The sequence below is a fragment of the Paenibacillus cineris genome, assembly GCF_018333335.1.
Lineage (GTDB): Bacteria > Bacillota > Bacilli > Paenibacillales > Paenibacillaceae > Paenibacillus_AQ > Paenibacillus_AQ favisporus.
Genome location: NZ_BORU01000003.1, coordinates 359,013 through 374,880 on the forward strand (window position 1 = coordinate 359,013; position 15,868 = coordinate 374,880).

General features: G+C 51.5%; 10 protein-coding genes. All 10 read right to left on the reverse strand.

Features of this window, described 5'->3' with window-relative positions:
* Window positions 1-100: 100 nt before the first annotated feature.
* The 10 genes from KI379_RS25820 to KI379_RS25865 all read right to left on the reverse strand — a co-directional run bounded on the left by KI379_RS25820 (window position 101) and on the right by KI379_RS25865 (window position 15,716).
* On the reverse strand, window positions 101-2,647 hold the full coding sequence (locus KI379_RS25820; protein WP_212985527.1) for an NEW3 domain-containing protein: 2,547 nt from the start codon (window positions 2,645-2,647) through the stop codon (window positions 101-103).
* A gap of 201 nt (window positions 2,648-2,848) precedes the next feature.
* A complete protein-coding gene (locus KI379_RS25825; protein ID WP_212985372.1) occupies window positions 2,849-4,591 on the reverse strand; it encodes an ABC transporter permease in 1,743 nt (580 codons plus the stop codon).
* 16 nt (window positions 4,592-4,607) lie between these two features.
* Entirely contained in the window at window positions 4,608-5,690 is a 1,083-nt protein-coding gene (locus KI379_RS25830; protein WP_212985528.1) for an ABC transporter ATP-binding protein, read from the reverse strand.
* A 333-nt stretch (window positions 5,691-6,023) separates the two neighbouring features.
* Entirely contained in the window at window positions 6,024-7,103 is a 1,080-nt protein-coding gene (locus tag KI379_RS25835) for an extracellular solute-binding protein (RefSeq protein WP_212985373.1), read from the reverse strand.
* A 35-nt stretch (window positions 7,104-7,138) separates the two neighbouring features.
* Entirely contained in the window at window positions 7,139-8,308 is a 1,170-nt protein-coding gene (locus KI379_RS25840; RefSeq protein ID WP_212985374.1) for an ROK family transcriptional regulator, read from the reverse strand.
* Between the two features lie 528 nt (window positions 8,309-8,836).
* On the reverse strand, window positions 8,837-11,647 hold the full coding sequence (locus KI379_RS25845; RefSeq protein ID WP_212985375.1) for an Ig-like domain-containing protein: 2,811 nt from the start codon (window positions 11,645-11,647) through the stop codon (window positions 8,837-8,839).
* 233 nt (window positions 11,648-11,880) lie between these two features.
* Window positions 11,881-12,312, reverse strand: coding sequence for a universal stress protein (locus KI379_RS25850; protein WP_212985376.1), 432 nt, complete (start codon window positions 12,310-12,312; stop codon window positions 11,881-11,883).
* A 5-nt stretch (window positions 12,313-12,317) separates the two neighbouring features.
* Entirely contained in the window at window positions 12,318-13,547 is a 1,230-nt protein-coding gene (locus tag KI379_RS25855; protein ID WP_212985377.1) for a CynX/NimT family MFS transporter, read from the reverse strand.
* 230 nt (window positions 13,548-13,777) lie between these two features.
* A complete protein-coding gene (locus KI379_RS25860) occupies window positions 13,778-14,338 on the reverse strand; it encodes a helix-turn-helix domain-containing protein (protein WP_145141191.1) in 561 nt (186 codons plus the stop codon).
* A gap of 214 nt (window positions 14,339-14,552) precedes the next feature.
* The gene (locus tag KI379_RS25865; protein ID WP_212985378.1) at window positions 14,553-15,716 is read right to left on the reverse strand and encodes an epoxide hydrolase family protein; all 1,164 of its coding nucleotides are present in this window, start codon (window positions 15,714-15,716) and stop codon (window positions 14,553-14,555) included.
* Window positions 15,717-15,868 lie beyond the last annotated feature (152 nt).

A 15,868-nucleotide genomic window follows, 5' to 3' on the forward strand; every position in this document is an offset into this window, starting at 1 on the left:
AAAATCCAGGGTCCGGCGCGAAGCATATCATTGCTCCGCGCCCTCCCCTTTCAAGCTAAATCCTTCAACGATTCATCCTATATTCCGGCCCGATCATCCATTACTTCTGGGGAGTGGTTCCGGTAGAAACCGTCCCTTCCTGCTTCAGGCTGATCATGTTCACGAACATGCGAATCGAGCCTGGAACAAGGCTTGGCATTTCGCGGTACCAGACAATGGAGCTGTACGTGTAATTCCCTTTCCCATAAGGGGCTGTGAGGAACGTGCCCGTAAACTCTTTCTCGCCGGGATCTCCATTCGAGATCAGCTCCGTATACTCCTTGCCCCATTCGGACGGGTTGTAAGCAGAGCGGTCCTGAATCCAGTTCTCCCAGTCGGCCGATGTAATTTTATTCGGCGTGTTAAAGATCGGATGATCCGGCGCAAGCATCGTCACCTTGGAGTTTTCGTCCGTGACGCGCCATTCGATCAGCGGCGCCCCAATCTTGATCGGATACGGAGCGAGGTCCGGCGACCATTTGTCTTCCGGTTTGTGATACTGGACCACCAGGTTGCCGCCATTTTTGGCGTAATCGAGCAGGCGCTGATTGCTAGGAATCAGTTCTGGACGGAACGCATAGGCCCGAATGCCGAGTACAATTGTATCGTACTGCGACAGATCGCCGAACTGAATCGTTTTGGCATCCAGATTCGTCACATTGATGCCCACCTGGCGCAGCACCTGATCAATGTTATCAAACCCGCTGGACACATAGCCGACCTTCAGTCCCTCCGGCACCTTCAGATCGAACGCTTGAATGGCCAGGTTGGCTGGCTTAACGTAATAGGTTTTGCCGATATGCGGATACTGAATGACCTGCACCGTTCTGCTGCTGTCCAGCGCTCCGTCGCTCGACACAGCCGATAAGCTGTAGCTTCCCGCCTTCACGCCCTCCGGCGCCTTGACCGTAAATTCAGCCGTCTTGGTTTCGTATTTGGCCGCGAAGCTCAATTCCTGCGCCGCAGGCTCCACTGTCCAGCCTTCCGGCGTTTTCAGCGAAACTTTCGTCTTCTCCGCGCCTGGCGCATAATTCGTCGCGGTCACCTTGACCGATACGGCGTCTCCCGGTTTCAGCGTATTCAGAACTGCCGCTTCCGGACTTAGGGACAGCGCAACCGGCGGCAGCACGGCTACCGCATTATCCGGAACCGCATGCAGCGTTGTTGCTGTTCCGAACGCCTCATACCCGATATCCGCGGAAATCAGCGGAAGCGCATAAGGATTGAAGTCCTCCACCTGTTTCGGCACGGTGACCTCAAATTCGGTTTGGACCGTCTTGTTTTTGTCCAGCTTGGCAAAGGTCGCCGCTCCTGACGCTTTCGCATTCCAGCCTTCAGGAACATTCAGCTTCAGGCTGACCTTGCCGACATTCACGTCTCCGCCGTTAAAGGCCGTTACCGTCACCTTCGTTGTTTGCCCCGGAATAAGCTCTCCGGTCTCCGGCTTCACCTTGACGACGACGGAAGTCGCCTCCTGGCTGGCTTTATTGAGCTGTCTTTCCTTCACGTCCAAGCGATGCAGCAGATCATTTTTCGCCGATGAATCTAAAGATGAGGACTTGACAAGCTCCACAGCGGTTTGTACGTCCGCTTTCATCTCATGAACTTCGCGGGCGACTTTTGCAAATGCAGGATAAGCCGCAATCACTTCGTTGGCGTCCTTTTGCAGCGTGTTCAGCTGCTTGGCGACTTTGTTGTCTTTTCCTTTGGCGTCTATTTCTTTGGCCAGATCGTCAAACGTAAAGGCGATCCCGCCGAACAACGACGCTGCCCGCTTTTCGTCCTTCTTACCGTCCGCCGACGCCTGCAGTGTGTAATAGGCCGTTCCTTGGCCTTCGTCCACTTGCCGGCCCATGCCCTGGCTCTTATGCATATAGCGGGATTCTTCTCCGAGCTGGGCATAGGAAGCGCCGTACAGCTCATTGTATTCGTTGACCGGCAAAGAGACGTCGTATGCCTTCTCCGTTCCTGGTACATAGAGCTTCTTCGGCTGCCAAGGCTGCAGCCCTTCCTTCAGCTGCTCCGGGAACACCTGCGGATTGCCCGCATCCTTGAAGGCACGTACGGTCAGCACGTTGATCGCCCGATGATGCCCGTGCGTCGAAGGCTCGTTCAAGAACGCCGGAATCAGCACATCCGGACGTTTCTCCCGGATTTGGCGGATCAGCCGTTCATAAGCGACGTCCTCGCCCCATTTTTCCAACGTTTCGTCAGGGCTTTTGGAGAATCCGAAATCATAGATCGGATCGTCCAGCTTCTGGCTCAGGTTCGCCAGCGTCACATTCGTAATCTTCGACGCTTCCTGAAGCTCCCGTGTGCGGATGATTCCGAGGGCGTTGCCAAGCTCGCTGCCGATTTCGTTCTGCCCGCCTTCCCCGCGGTTGGCGATGACACTGTATGTATCCACGCCAAGTCCGAGCGAAAGATACGCGAGTGTCGCACTGTGCTCATCATCCGGGTGAGCCCCCGTATTCATCGCGCTGGCAATGGTGGTGAGGGGCTTGATGGCTTTCCATAAATCGACCACCCCCCTGTCAGCAGATGCCTTTCCAGGACCGGCTTGAAAAGCCAGCGTTCCTGCCATCACCAGGCTCATCGATGCCGCCATCCATTGTTTCACCCTGCGTTTCTTACTCCGTTCACGTTGACTCAAGTTACTTCTCCTCCTTCAAGCGTGAGTGTTGGCTGCATCGGCAAATGCCGCTGCCTGCCTGTATCATTATCGTGGAGGCTCGCCTTTTATCGGACAGGTCGCCGCGTAATGAAAAAAGGTGTTCTTTTACCGCTTCAGGTTCAGGGAAATGGATCGTCAAATCGCGGAGCCGGCATTGCCGCCGGTCAACCTCCGGGAAACGTAAAGCACGAGAATAATCATGACGATTTGCAGCACGCCGTACGCGCAGGCGGTTCCGAATTCAAAGGCGTACATCCGCTGAAAAATCTCGACCGAGATCGGCGTCGTCTTGTTGGTATACAGCAGAATCGAGGCGACGAACTCGCCGATGCCTTCCACAAGCGCAAGCAGCGTGCCCGCCAGGATGCCGCTCAGCGCCATCGGAAACACGACGCGGCGGAAGGTGTACCACCAGGACGCTCCCAAATTTCGCGCCGCCTCCTCTACCGAGCGGTCGGTTTGCATCAGCGTGGACGAGGTCGAACGGAAGATCAGCGGAAGATGCCGGACGAAATAAGCCAGCGGCAAAATCCAGAAGCTCCCGATCAGCACCTGTCCAAAGGAAAACGCATTGGGCTCGCTGAACGCCGTAATGAGGTTCACGGCCACGACCGTGCCCGGAAGCGCCCAAGGCAGCATGATCAGAATGTCGAGCAGCGTCTTCCCTTTAAAGTTCATGCGCACGATGGCATAGGCGGCTGCGACGCCGAACAACAGGTTGCCGATCGTCGCCGCAATGCTGATTTTGAAGCTGTTGGCGATGGGACGCCATGTTTTGCTGTCAGTGAAGAGATCCTTGAAATGGTCCAGCGTATAAGACGGCGGCAGCACTTGGGTCGTCCACTTTCCGTCTTCGGAAAAAGCAAGCAGCACGATCACAAGGATCGGCAGCATCAGCACAAGCACCCCCAGAAAAGAGAGCACCATCGCTGTGTTTCTGCCCGCTTTGCTTTTCACCTCGGTCCGATGAACGCTGACGCCTTTGCTCATGTTCTGGTAGTTCCGCGCGCCTTGGTACCAACGCATCAGAATGAGAAACAGAATGGACACGACGGACAGCAGCGTCGATTGCGTCGCCGCCATATCCAAGTCGCCGTTGGTGCGGGACAGATAAATCTGCATCGTCATCGTCCGTTCAATGCCGAAGATGAGCGGCGCGGTGTACGACGCCATCGAGATCATAAAGACGAGCAGCGATGCCGCAACGATGGCCGGCGTCAGCATGGGCAGAATCACCCGCCGCCAGATGGTGAACCGGTTCGCCCCCAGATTCGCTGCGGCTTCCTCAAGTGACGGATCAAGCCCCTTGATCGCCGAAGACGCCGTCATATAAAAATAGGTGTACATCGTAAACGTATGGACCACCAGTACGCCCCAAATCCCTTTTAGGGTAAAAGGCGGCTTGTCCAGATGAAGCAGATGCTGCAGCCCCCGCGGAATAATCCCGCTGGAACCGTACAAAAATTCAAAAGATAATACCCCGATCAATGGCGGCAGCGCCATCGGCACGAGGACAAGCACCGACAGGAGCTTGCGCCCGGGGAACTCATACCTTTCGAGCAGAAATGCCATAGCCACCCCCACGATGCCGCAGGTGATCACGCTGAGTACCGAAATGTATACGCTCGTCCACAGGGCCTCCAGATTCGCCGTATGTTCCAGACTAAAGAAACGGGAGTAGTTTTGGAGTGAAAAGCCGCCGTCCAACTGCAAGCTCTGCCGGAACGTCTGGAAGAACGGATAGATGACATATGCCAATAGAATAAGAAATAACGGCGCAATCAGCACATACACAAAATGCGGCGATCTCGTCAGCGAATTCCAGCGGCTGCTTGAGCGAATAGGCGGCGGTGCCAATTGAGGCTGAGGTTTGTTCATCGCTTCGGGTCACCTCCTATTCCAAAAAATAAATGCTGTCCGGCGCCACGGTAAACAACACTTCCTCGTCCCGCTCCCTCATCCGGTGCCCCTGCCCGACAAACATCGCCTTCACGGACAACGGGCCGGCCTGAGCCATATAATTCACGCTGATCCCGGTGAATTCCGACAGCAGCACCTTCACGGCCATCGTATTGGCCTCTCCGCGTTCGGACGCGGCGGCCTCCCGGACCGCCTCCGGGCGTACCGACAATGTAACCTTCTGTCCCACCGCCAGCTTGCATTCGGGCGAGGCGTTTTTGGCGAGGCCGGTCAGCCGCAAATCCGGTGCGAGCCGTACATCTACCATCCCGCCCTCCAGCCGCTCCACCGTGCCTTCCCACAGATTGGACTCCCCGATAAACGAAGCGACAAAACGGTTGACCGGACGGTTGTAAATTTCATGCGGCGTGCCGATCTGCTGCACGACGCCATCCTTCATGACCATGATCCGGTCCGACATGGACATCGCTTCCGATTGATCATGCGTAACGTAAATCGTAGTAATGCCCAGCTCCAGCTGAAGCCGCTTGATTTCCTGCCTTGTCTCTTCCCGCAGCTTGGCATCGAGATTGGACAAGGGCTCATCGAGCAGAAGGATATTCGGCTCGATCACCAGTGCACGAGCGAGCGCAACCCGCTGCTGCTGCCCGCCGGACAATTGATCAATGCGGCGCTGCCCGTAGCCGTCGAGATGCACCAGCTTTTGGGCGCGCGTGACCTTCTCGTTAATTTCAGCCTTTCCCTGTTTCCGGACTTGAAGACCGAAAGCAATATTCTCGAACACGGTCATGTGCGGAAATAAGGCGTAGTTTTGAAATACCATGCCCGTGTTGCGCTTATTGGGCGGCATGTTGGTGACATTATGCTCACCGAACAAGATTCGTCCGTCGCTGGGGTAATAGAAACCGGCGATCATGCGCAAAGTGGTCGTTTTGCCGCAGCCGCTCGGACCCAGAAAGGTAAAAAACTCGCCCGGATTGATATGTACGTCAACTTCCTCCACACCCTTGGCCCCACCGAATGTTTTGCTGACGCGGTCCAGCGTGACTCCGATCATCATTCGTCCTCCTTCAAGTCATTCACGTTCAGATGCAAGCATGACCGTCTTCATGTAATAAGTAGCTACATAAGTTGATCTATTGAAATGGATGATGGGGGCAAGTACGTAAAATGTTCCTATGATCGCTCTTGTTTTCGGATTTCTTGATTGTATATGACCCTTAAGGTAGAAATCCGAAAGCCAAAGCATATGCTTTCGATGTCAGCTTTCCTTTGGAAAGCTTTTAGACCGCTCCGCTTCTTCGGAATCATTTTTCTCCCTTGCCTTCATCGTATTTTTTGATTTAACTTATATGGTTGTAGAACCTCTGCTCATCAAGCCGCAATCCCGTTATTTGCCGCCCTTGCCTTTGATATTCTCATCCCAATACTGCATCCATTCCTTCTCTTTATCCGCCAGAACCGTCCAATCCAGGTCCAGCGGCTTGGTATCGAGGTTTTTGTACCAGTCCGGGAACTGGCTTTTGTCGATATCGGTCCGGGTTGGAATCTGGAACAGCTTGTCCGCCTTTTCCTTAAGCTGGCCTTCATCAAAAATAAAATCAAAGAACTTCTTCGCGGCGTCCAGGTTTTTGGCACCCTTGATAATACCGACACCATCCACCAGAATCGGTGCACCGCTGGTCGGATAGATGTAGTCAAACGGCTGCTTCTGCAGCTCCTTCTGGATCAGAATGTCCTGCAGGTTCCACAGCGACAGCTTTCCTTCCTGACGGGCCAGCTTCAAATACAATTGGGTCGGGTCCTGCGTATACTCTTTCGTGTTGGCATCGAGCTTTTTCAGCCACTCGTAGCCTTTTTCCGGATTCGCGGGATCTTGGCGGTAAATCATGGCATCATAGATCGTTCTCATCGTGCCGGACGCCATGACGCCACGGATCAGAATTTGATCCTTCCATTTCGGATCGAGCAAATCATCCCAATCCTTCGGGGCATCCTCTTTCTTCACCGCCTCGGAGTTGTACATGATGACCTCGGGCAGCAGCATCTCCCCGTACCAGCGGTCCTGCTCGTCTTTGTATTCGGCCGGAATGCTGTCCGCATAGCTCGGCTTGTACGATTCCAGCAGCCCTTCATTCGCCGCCGTGATAAAAGAGGACTGCGTGCCGCCCCACCAGAAGTCAGCCTGCGGGTTGGCCTTCTCGCCCCGCACCCGTTCCATGATCTGCTGGGCGCCCATCGTCATCACTTCGACGTCGATATCCGGGTTCTGCTCCTCGAACTTCGGCAGGATCTGCTCGACGACGTTTTTGTCGCGGGCAGTGTAGATGACGAGCTTCTGTGATCCCTTGTCCCCGCCCGCTTCACCGGAGGCGGCCTGCTCCTTGTCTCCGCCGCCGCAAGCGGTCAGACCGACCGTCATTGTCAGTGCGATGGACATCATGCCGAGCTTGAACCATTTCTTTGCCATTGTTAATCCCCCTAATTTATAATTCGAAATGTTAACTACCTGGATGCGTACGAATGCGATTCAAGCACGCTGTGCACCGCACCCATGAGCCCCGCGCGCTCTCGCAGCGCCGCCAAGCGGATTTCCGGCATCACCGGCACCCAATCCAGCAGCAGCTCACGGATCCGGTTCATTCCGGCTTCGTTCAAATGGACCATCTCGCCGCTCAAGACCAGCATCTCGGGATCGAGCACGCTGACCGTATTGGCGATTCCCGAAGCCCAGCCGTGATACACGTCATTCAGCAGTCCCTCCGCCTGCGAGCTGCCTTCCTCGCTCAGCTGGATTAACTGCCGGAGAATGCTCGTCTCCGCGTCGACCTCAAGCCCGAGCGCCTTCGCTTTACCGTGTATGCCGTTCACCGAGAAATTTTTCTCGAACACACCGAATTCGCCTTTGCGTCTTCCCGGCGAGTCACCGATCCGCATATACCCGATTTCACCGGAGGCTTCCTTGCTTCCGCGGTACAGTTGCTTGTCAAGGATAATGCCGGCGCCGATCCCCGTTCCGACGTACATATATACCAGGCTGGATACGCCAGACCCGGCCCCGCCGAAAAATTCGCCCTGCGTCATCATGTTGACGTCATTATCCAGCACTACCGGCAGCTGAAGGCGCTCTTCAATCTCCCTGCCCACGGGGAGGTCCATCCAGCCCGTGCTTGGAGCATGGCTGACGGTGCCGCTTCGGCGCTGCGTAATGCCCGGAAGCCCAACGCCGATTCCGATCACCCGGCTCCGGTCCGTCCCGCTCATATCCAGCAGACGCGCCAGCGTCTCCTCGAGCGCCTGGAGCGCGGATTCCCCATCCACCGGCTGCTTCAAACGCGTATGCATTTGGGCGATCAGCTCGCCCTTCATATCGGCTACCGCCATTTCAAGCTCGCTGCCTTCAAACACGGCGCCTACGACCGCATACGCCTGCACATTGTATTCCAACAGGATCGGCCTGCGCCCCCCTCTGGATTCTCCTGTACCCACCTCACGAATGAGCCCTTCATGAATCATCTCTTCCACCAATGCCGAGACACAAGGACGGCTAAGCTTCGTTTTTACTGCCAGTTCGGCTCGTGACAAGCGGGGCTCCTGCCGGAGCTGATGCAATATACCTTCCCGGTTCATCTGCTTGACGAATTTGGCGTTCCCGGTTTTCCCCCTACCGATCACGATGTCATCCACCACCTTACTTTGTTAAAATAACTAACAAATCCAAATTTAGGCTCAAGTATATGAATGCGCTTTTAATCAGTCAATGCGGTTTCCCGAAAATGAGGAATCATGCCTAGTCGTCGAAAAAACTCGAAACTCATGCTCACCTACTCCTCTTTCCAAACGTTCAAATTCTCGCCTGCCCCGAAATGATACGCTTTTTCCAGTCTCCACCATCTGTGGAATATCCCTTTTCTTAGGATCGAATCAGAGTTAAACCGTTTTTGTGGGATACGACTTTCTTCCCGCACCCTTTTTTCCTATGTTGAAATTAAATTCCCACTAAATAACGAGAAAAAGCCGGGCGAAAATCAGGCGTAAATACCTGGGTATCGACCGGCTCCTCTTCGGGTAACTTTTACAAACTTTTAGCATGATACCTTCTGATAGAAAGTCATTTTTCAAATCGTCACAAGAAAAGGCCCCCAGCGTTTATGCCGGAAGCCTTCTTCATGACATCAATCGTTCATAGGATTAAAATTTCATCTACCCTCGAAGTACGAACATATTCAGCAGGACCGTCACAGCCTCAGCTCTTGTAGCAGCTTCTTGGGGAGCGAACCGGTTGCCGTCTTTCCCAAGCATAATCCCGTTTTGTTTCAGAAATGCAGCGCTGCCCTTGGCCCAATCCGGAATTTCGCTGTCATCCGCGAAGCCTGCTTCCGGAGTGCCCTTGCTGATCTGGCCCACAGCATTGGTAATGGTGACGGCTATCTCAGCGCGTGTGATTTCTGCGTTGGGACGGAAAGTACCGTTTTCGTATCCTTTCATCATACCTAGCTGCACCACTTGTGAGACCGCATTTTGTGCCCAAGCACCGATACTGGCTGAATCGATAAAGGTCAGCTCAGCTCCTGTCTTTTTGAGGCCTAGCGTATTTACGAGCATTACCGTGAACTCTGCGCGGGTGACCGTCTTGCCCGGTTTAAACGTGCCGTCCGGATAACCGGTGACGATTCCGGTGCTTGCCGCCTGCTTGATGCTGGCTTCCGCCCAGTGTCCGGATATATCGCCAAATTCCGCCGGGTTGCTGATGACGGTTAACCCAGTTACCTGATCTATGGCAAGTACTGCAAACTTTGTGAAGTGATCGACAGTGACAGCAATGCGGTTTTCCTGTACCCTGCCGGCCGGAACCATGATCCAAATTTTCTTCGCTTCATCATAATAAAAAACAGCCGCCGTTTGATTGCTTTTCAAGCTCGCCGGGTCAAATGCAAAAGATAACGTTACCGATTTATCGAAGTATGCCGGTACATTTTTTGAAAGCTCGAATACCGGGCTAAGGAAAACTTCATGATGAGTTATAAATTGATGAGTGTCCGTTACTTTTTGGATCGCTAATTTCAGCTCTTGCTTTGTCGCGCATGCTGGAACAGAGATCGAGATGGCATCTCCTAATCGAACCTCTCCGGCTTTACCTGGAGGAAGGGTTAATTGACCATCCGTAGAGATGATTTTGTTATCGCTCGGGATTACCGGTGTGGTTGAACAGCCGCTGCTTACACTTCCACCACTACTGACGCTGCTACTGCTACCATTGTCGCGGCTCCCGCCCTCATTTGTCTCGCGATTAGCACGTGTCACGGAGATCGTGTAGGTCTTAGTCGAATGATCCTCAGCAATTACAACCACCGTAATGGAGTTTACACCTACGTTTAATGAAATATCCTGACTTGGTTGCCCGCTGGCTACCGGACTTCCGTTCACGGTCATCGTGGCGCTGTTATCCTTCATTGTCGCGTGTACTTTTATGCTGGATACAGCATAAGGAACATTGGCGGTATAGCTTGTCGTTTCGGGTACAAAAGCAGGGCTTAATGTGCCGCTCGATATGGTTAAATTGCTCAATGCCGCAGATGGCAGCACCGTATCGACAGTATAGGGATTGGATTTTGTCACTCCCTCCCCCAATGAATTGCCGGCCGCATTATGCACCCTGCTGTTGTCGAGCGTAACGAAATTGTCAGCCGCATTAACGTTGGCTTTAGGCGTCAGCGTAACGTTCCAAGTCCTTCCCCCGTCGATCGAAGTGAGATTACTTAGTGTCCCGTTACTCGCCGTAAGGCTGGATAAGTTGAAGCCTGATACGGCCTCCGAGAAAGTGATGGTCACAAGTGACGTTTCGCCTGACTTTAGCTCATTGTCGGCAACCACAATGGTGGCCGTTGGGCGTACAGTATCAATCTCGTAGTTGGCGGAATTGATCGTTCCTTCACCCGCATTGCCGGCGAGATCCCTCACTCTTGTATTATCTAGTGTGATGATATTGGTGTTATCCTGTATATCCGAAGTCGGCGTCAGGGTCGCCGCCCACGTCTTGCCGCCGTCACTCGATCTGGGGTTACTTAATGTACCGTTAGCCACCGTCGGGTCAGATAGGTCGACACCCGTTACCGCTTCCGAGAACGTAAACGTCACTGTTGTAGTCTGGCCGGCCATCAGTTTGGAATTGGCAATCGCAATCGTGGAGGTTGGGCGCTCTGAATCCAACTCATAGGGGTTGGAGGCGATCGTTCCCGTTCCGGGGTTGCCTGCGTTATCTAGTACACCCGCTAAGGCGAGCGTTATGATATTGTTTTTGATGTTGAGATTGGCCGCGGGCGTCAGGGTCACCGTGTACGTGATGTTGTCTGAAGTGCTTGGGTTACTTAAAGTGCCGTTTTGCGGAGTCATGTCGGCTAGATCGAAACCGGTCACTGCTTCCGAGAATTTGATTGTTACCGTTGAAGTCTGACCGATGCCCAGCTTATCCTTGTCCGTCATAACCACAGCCGTTGGGCGCTCTGGATCCAACTCATAGGGGTTGGAGGCGATTGTTCCCGTTCCCGGATTGCCTGCAGCATCTTTTACACCCGTTAAGTCGAGCGTGATGACATTATCCTTGGCTTGGCTGTTCGGACTCGGAACCAGCGTCGCCACCCAGGTGATGCCGTCATCTGAAGAGGTTAAGGGACCTAATGTGCCGTTACCCACCTTTAGATCAGCAATCGTGAATCCGGTCACCGCTTCCGAGAACGTGATCGTTACCTTTGAAGTCTGACCGATCCCTAGCTTATCATCGTCCACCACAACGGTAGCCGTTAGCGGTTCCGTGTCAGATTCGCTCGTTCCCTGAGAGGGGGATTCGGCCAAACTAACCACATCGTCGCTGGCTGGCGTGTTCACGCTCCCCGCCGACTGGACAGCGGCTGCTTCATCACTGGCGGACGCTTTATTGATAGTTGTTAAAGGAAGCGCCCCCGCTATAATGATCAAACAAAGAAATAACCTCCACATTTTTTTCACATGGTACACATAGACCTCTCCTTGTTCTTCAATTCATCTATCAATTTGTTATTTTATTCCTTCCATATCACTCTCCATTATAGGTTTAGGCAACGAATCTAACAATCTACTTGCCTGGAATCTAAACATAATATTTTTGATAGAATCGCCCGATCAGCCTCATGACGACACCAAAAAAGCCAAGAAGGTACTCTTCACCCTCTTGGCTTTTTCCCATATCATCTTTGCAGTTCCCGAAGGAGTCAATGCATAATGAGGACTGGACATTTGGACAGCTGTGAAACCTTGTGGCTGACGCTTCCAAGCATCATTTCTTTGATGCCCCTCAGCCCACGGCTTCCGATAATAATAAGCTGCTGCTCGGTATCCCTTGCATAATTTAATATTTCATGTGCAGGATCACCCTTAAGATGAACGGTTTCCGCATTAATCCCCGCAGATTCCAATTTAGATTTGGCTTGCTGCAGCTGTTCCAAACCCGCTTTCTCCATTTCGTTCAATATTTCTTCCAAGAAATTCTCTGGTACATAGGTCATGCCATTTGACACATATTCCTGGCTGACATGAACCAAGGTTACTTGCGTTTGTTTGTTTCGGGCGATTTCAACGGTTGCATCAAGGAGCTTGTTCATTATTTCAGCTTGATCAATGGCCACCATCATTTTGTCAAACATTCCAATCATCCTTTCCGTGGCAGCTCGTAACGATTTCGGCTACCGACATAACGGTTTTTTGCTGCGCCTAAACCGACTAGAAAGAGTAAGACCGAAGCGCCAAGCAGAATGAAAAGCGGTAAGTTCCAACTATTTGTCGTATCATGCAGGTATCCGATAAGGGCAGGGCCGATTGCGGCAAGCAGATATCCGATCGATTGTGCCATGCCGGACAGTTCCGCTGCCTGATGCGCATTTTCAGTACGCAGCCCGAAAAACATCATGGACAAACTAAAGGCGAAGCCTCCACCAATTCCGAGTAAGATGATCCACAACAGAATGATATCGGAGCTACCGTAAAGGATCCCCAGCGTTCCCGTCAAAAGCAAAATGGTTATGATGACGACTAACAAACGTTGGCTGGACATGCGCCCAGCAATAACGGGGACAACAAAGGTAAATGGAAGCATAGCCAACTGCATGATCGAGAGGTACCATCCGGATTGGCTGGAGTCAATTCCTTGCTGCTTTAAAATTTCAGGCAACCAAGCGATCAACACATAGAAAACCATGGACTGTATCCCCATAAACAAGGTTACTTGCCAGGCAAGCGGGGATCTCCAAACATTCACCTCGTTGCCGGCCACCTGTTGACTCGTCGTGGCCGTTTGCTTCGTTTGATTTCTTAATTGGGGTAACCAGCAGAGGACCGAAACAAAGCTTAGCATCCCCCATATTCCCAATGCTCCCTGCCATTTTAGACCTGCGTTCACGGCGATCGGTACACTGATTCCCGATGCGATTGCTCCGCATAAGCTCATTGAAATGGAGTAAACACCTGTCATGGAGCCAATTTTATTCGGGAAATCCCTTTTGATGATACTTGGCAGTAATACATTACATACGGCAATGGCGAATCCAAGAATTGCTGTTCCAATAAACAGATCAACTGCGCCAGATAAAGAACGTATGACAATACCAACGGTCAGAAAGATGAGGGCCATCAAGATGATCCGTTCAACCCCATATTTTCGTCCTAATTTCGGTACTAGAGGAGATAATAAAGCAAACGCAAGCAAGGGTACCGTTGTGATCAGGCCCGCTAATGTATTTGAAATATGAACGTCATCCCTTATGAGACTCACTAAAGGACCGACAGAGGTTAAGGGAGTACGTAAATTAGCTGCAATAACAATAATGCCGAGAATGATCAGCCCTATAGAGGATGGTACCCCTTTTATATTTTGTTTCGGCATTCTTCAATTCTCCTTCCTGAATTCATGCCTATGATTTGTTTCCTATGGATTGAAAAAAACGAAAAAAACGATGCAATAACATTCGCGCGAACAACAAAAGTATATTATAGTATACTATTTTTAACAATAAGTATTTTATAGTAAACCTTATCTCGTCTAAAAACAAAAATACAACTCTGAATCCCATCATGGAATTCGAAGTTGTATGTAATAAGAGGAATTTTCGATTTTTAGAAACCATACTTTAAGGAGATATGGAGTACGGTTTCACTATCCGTAGGATTCGTATAAGAGTGAGCATAATCTGCACGAAAACTCATCGTATCATATTGATTCAATGTGTAAATCTCTCCGTTGACTTGTATTTCAATGGAACCCGTCATGACTGTCGCAATTTCCGTTGTATTCACATGATGACCTTCCGGGTAATACGAGCTATTCGGCTGTAAGTATGCCCGACACATTTCAATATCGTTGCTTTTAAAGACAGGTTCAATGATCCAATTTTTTTGACCATTAGAAAACCGCAGTCCTTCCCCAGCTCGATACAAACTAACAGGTTCTTCTGATTTGAACAAAGCCAATAGCGGTAAAGATATGCCTTTTGAAATTTTCCATATCATCCCCAAAGTTGGATTTGTCTCGCCACGTTCGATATTCCCAAGAGTAAGCTTGCTGACGCCCGTTAACTCCGCTAAGTCGTCTAAGCTCATATTTTTTTCTTTTCTGTACTTTTTCAAGGCACCGCCGATTTGTAATACAATTTGTTTTGAATCATCGATTTCTTCCATTTGATATTCACCTCAATAAAAAACAGTTATAGGGATATAGATCTATGACATTCATTTCTTTAGTTCATTCTATACAGTATATTGTTTATCTGGATTCTTTTCCATACGGCTAACCGGAGCAAGCCCAAGCTGTTTGCCGAGCAGCTGAATGACGTTTGATAAAAAAGCCAAGAAGGCGTTCTTCACCCTCTTGGCTTTTTCCCATATCCCTATATCAGCGGTATCGGCTGAAGAATGACCGGATGTCAGGAATCAGAAGATCCGGCGCATCCATAGCGGCAAAGTGGGTGCCGCGCTCAAACTCCGACCATTGCACAATATTGGTATTGTCGCGTTCGGCAAAACGTCTTATCGATTTGAAATCATCGCCGAACACCGCCACTCCTGTCGGAGTCGTATTTGGTCCTTGCGGCTCCTGCTGCTGATGAGCGTTCTCGTAATATAACCGGGCGGACGATTCCGCCGTATTGGTCAGCCAGTACAGCGTGACATTCGTCAGGAGTGCATCCCTGTCAATAAAATCCACATGATCGCCGTATCCGTTAAATAACTCCGCTATCCAAGAGAGCTGACCTGCCGGCGAATCCGCAAGCCCATAGGAGAGCGTCTGCGGCCGGGTGGATTGGATCGAATTGAAGCCCGCCCGTTCATGAAAATTCGCCAAAAATTGAAGCCGCTTCTGATCATCCTCCGATAAATCCACCATCTCGGCAGGATCTCCTGACGGGAAAGAAAATAACTGCAGCACATGGATGCCGCGCAGGCCTTCCGGCTTTTGTATACCAAGCTCTCTGGACACGAGTGCGCCGCAGTCGCTGCCGTGTGATCCGTACTCGGTATATCCCAAACGCTTCATTAACGTATCCCACGCCTTTGCAATGCGGGCAATATTCCATCCGGAGCCGAGCGCCGGACCCGAGAAGCCGAATCCGGGGACGGAAGGGATGACGAGATGGAATGCGTTCGCCGGATCGCCGCCGTGGCTGCGCGGATCGCTTAGCGGTCCAATCAATTCGAGAAATTCGACAATCGAACTGGGCCAGGCGTGGGTAAGCAGTAAAGGAAATGCATCTGGCTCTGGCGAGCGAACATGCATGAAATGGATCTGGGCTCCGTCGATTGTCGTTGTAAATTGCGGATACTCGTTCAATTGCGCCTCGTATTTCCGCCAATCATATTCATTCTGCCAGTAGGACGCCAACTCTTTGATGTAGTCAAGTGAAATGCCGTATTTCCAGCCGGCCCCGTTCATCGCTTCAGGCCACCGCGTCCGGGACAGACGATACCGAAGATCATCAAGATCATCCTGTGGCACGGCGATATGGAAAGGATGGATCGCTTCACTTACCTCGTAACAATTCGGGTTAACTGTAGTCATTTCATTTTCCTCCTCAAATGGGTTGGCGTTTGTCTTGCTTACATTACTAATATTAGACCACCCACCTTGACAGCATTATGTCAGGGTACAGCAGGAGGCAAAACATTTTTAAAAATAAAAAAGCCGCCCTCGGGCGACTCCTTTTACCTATA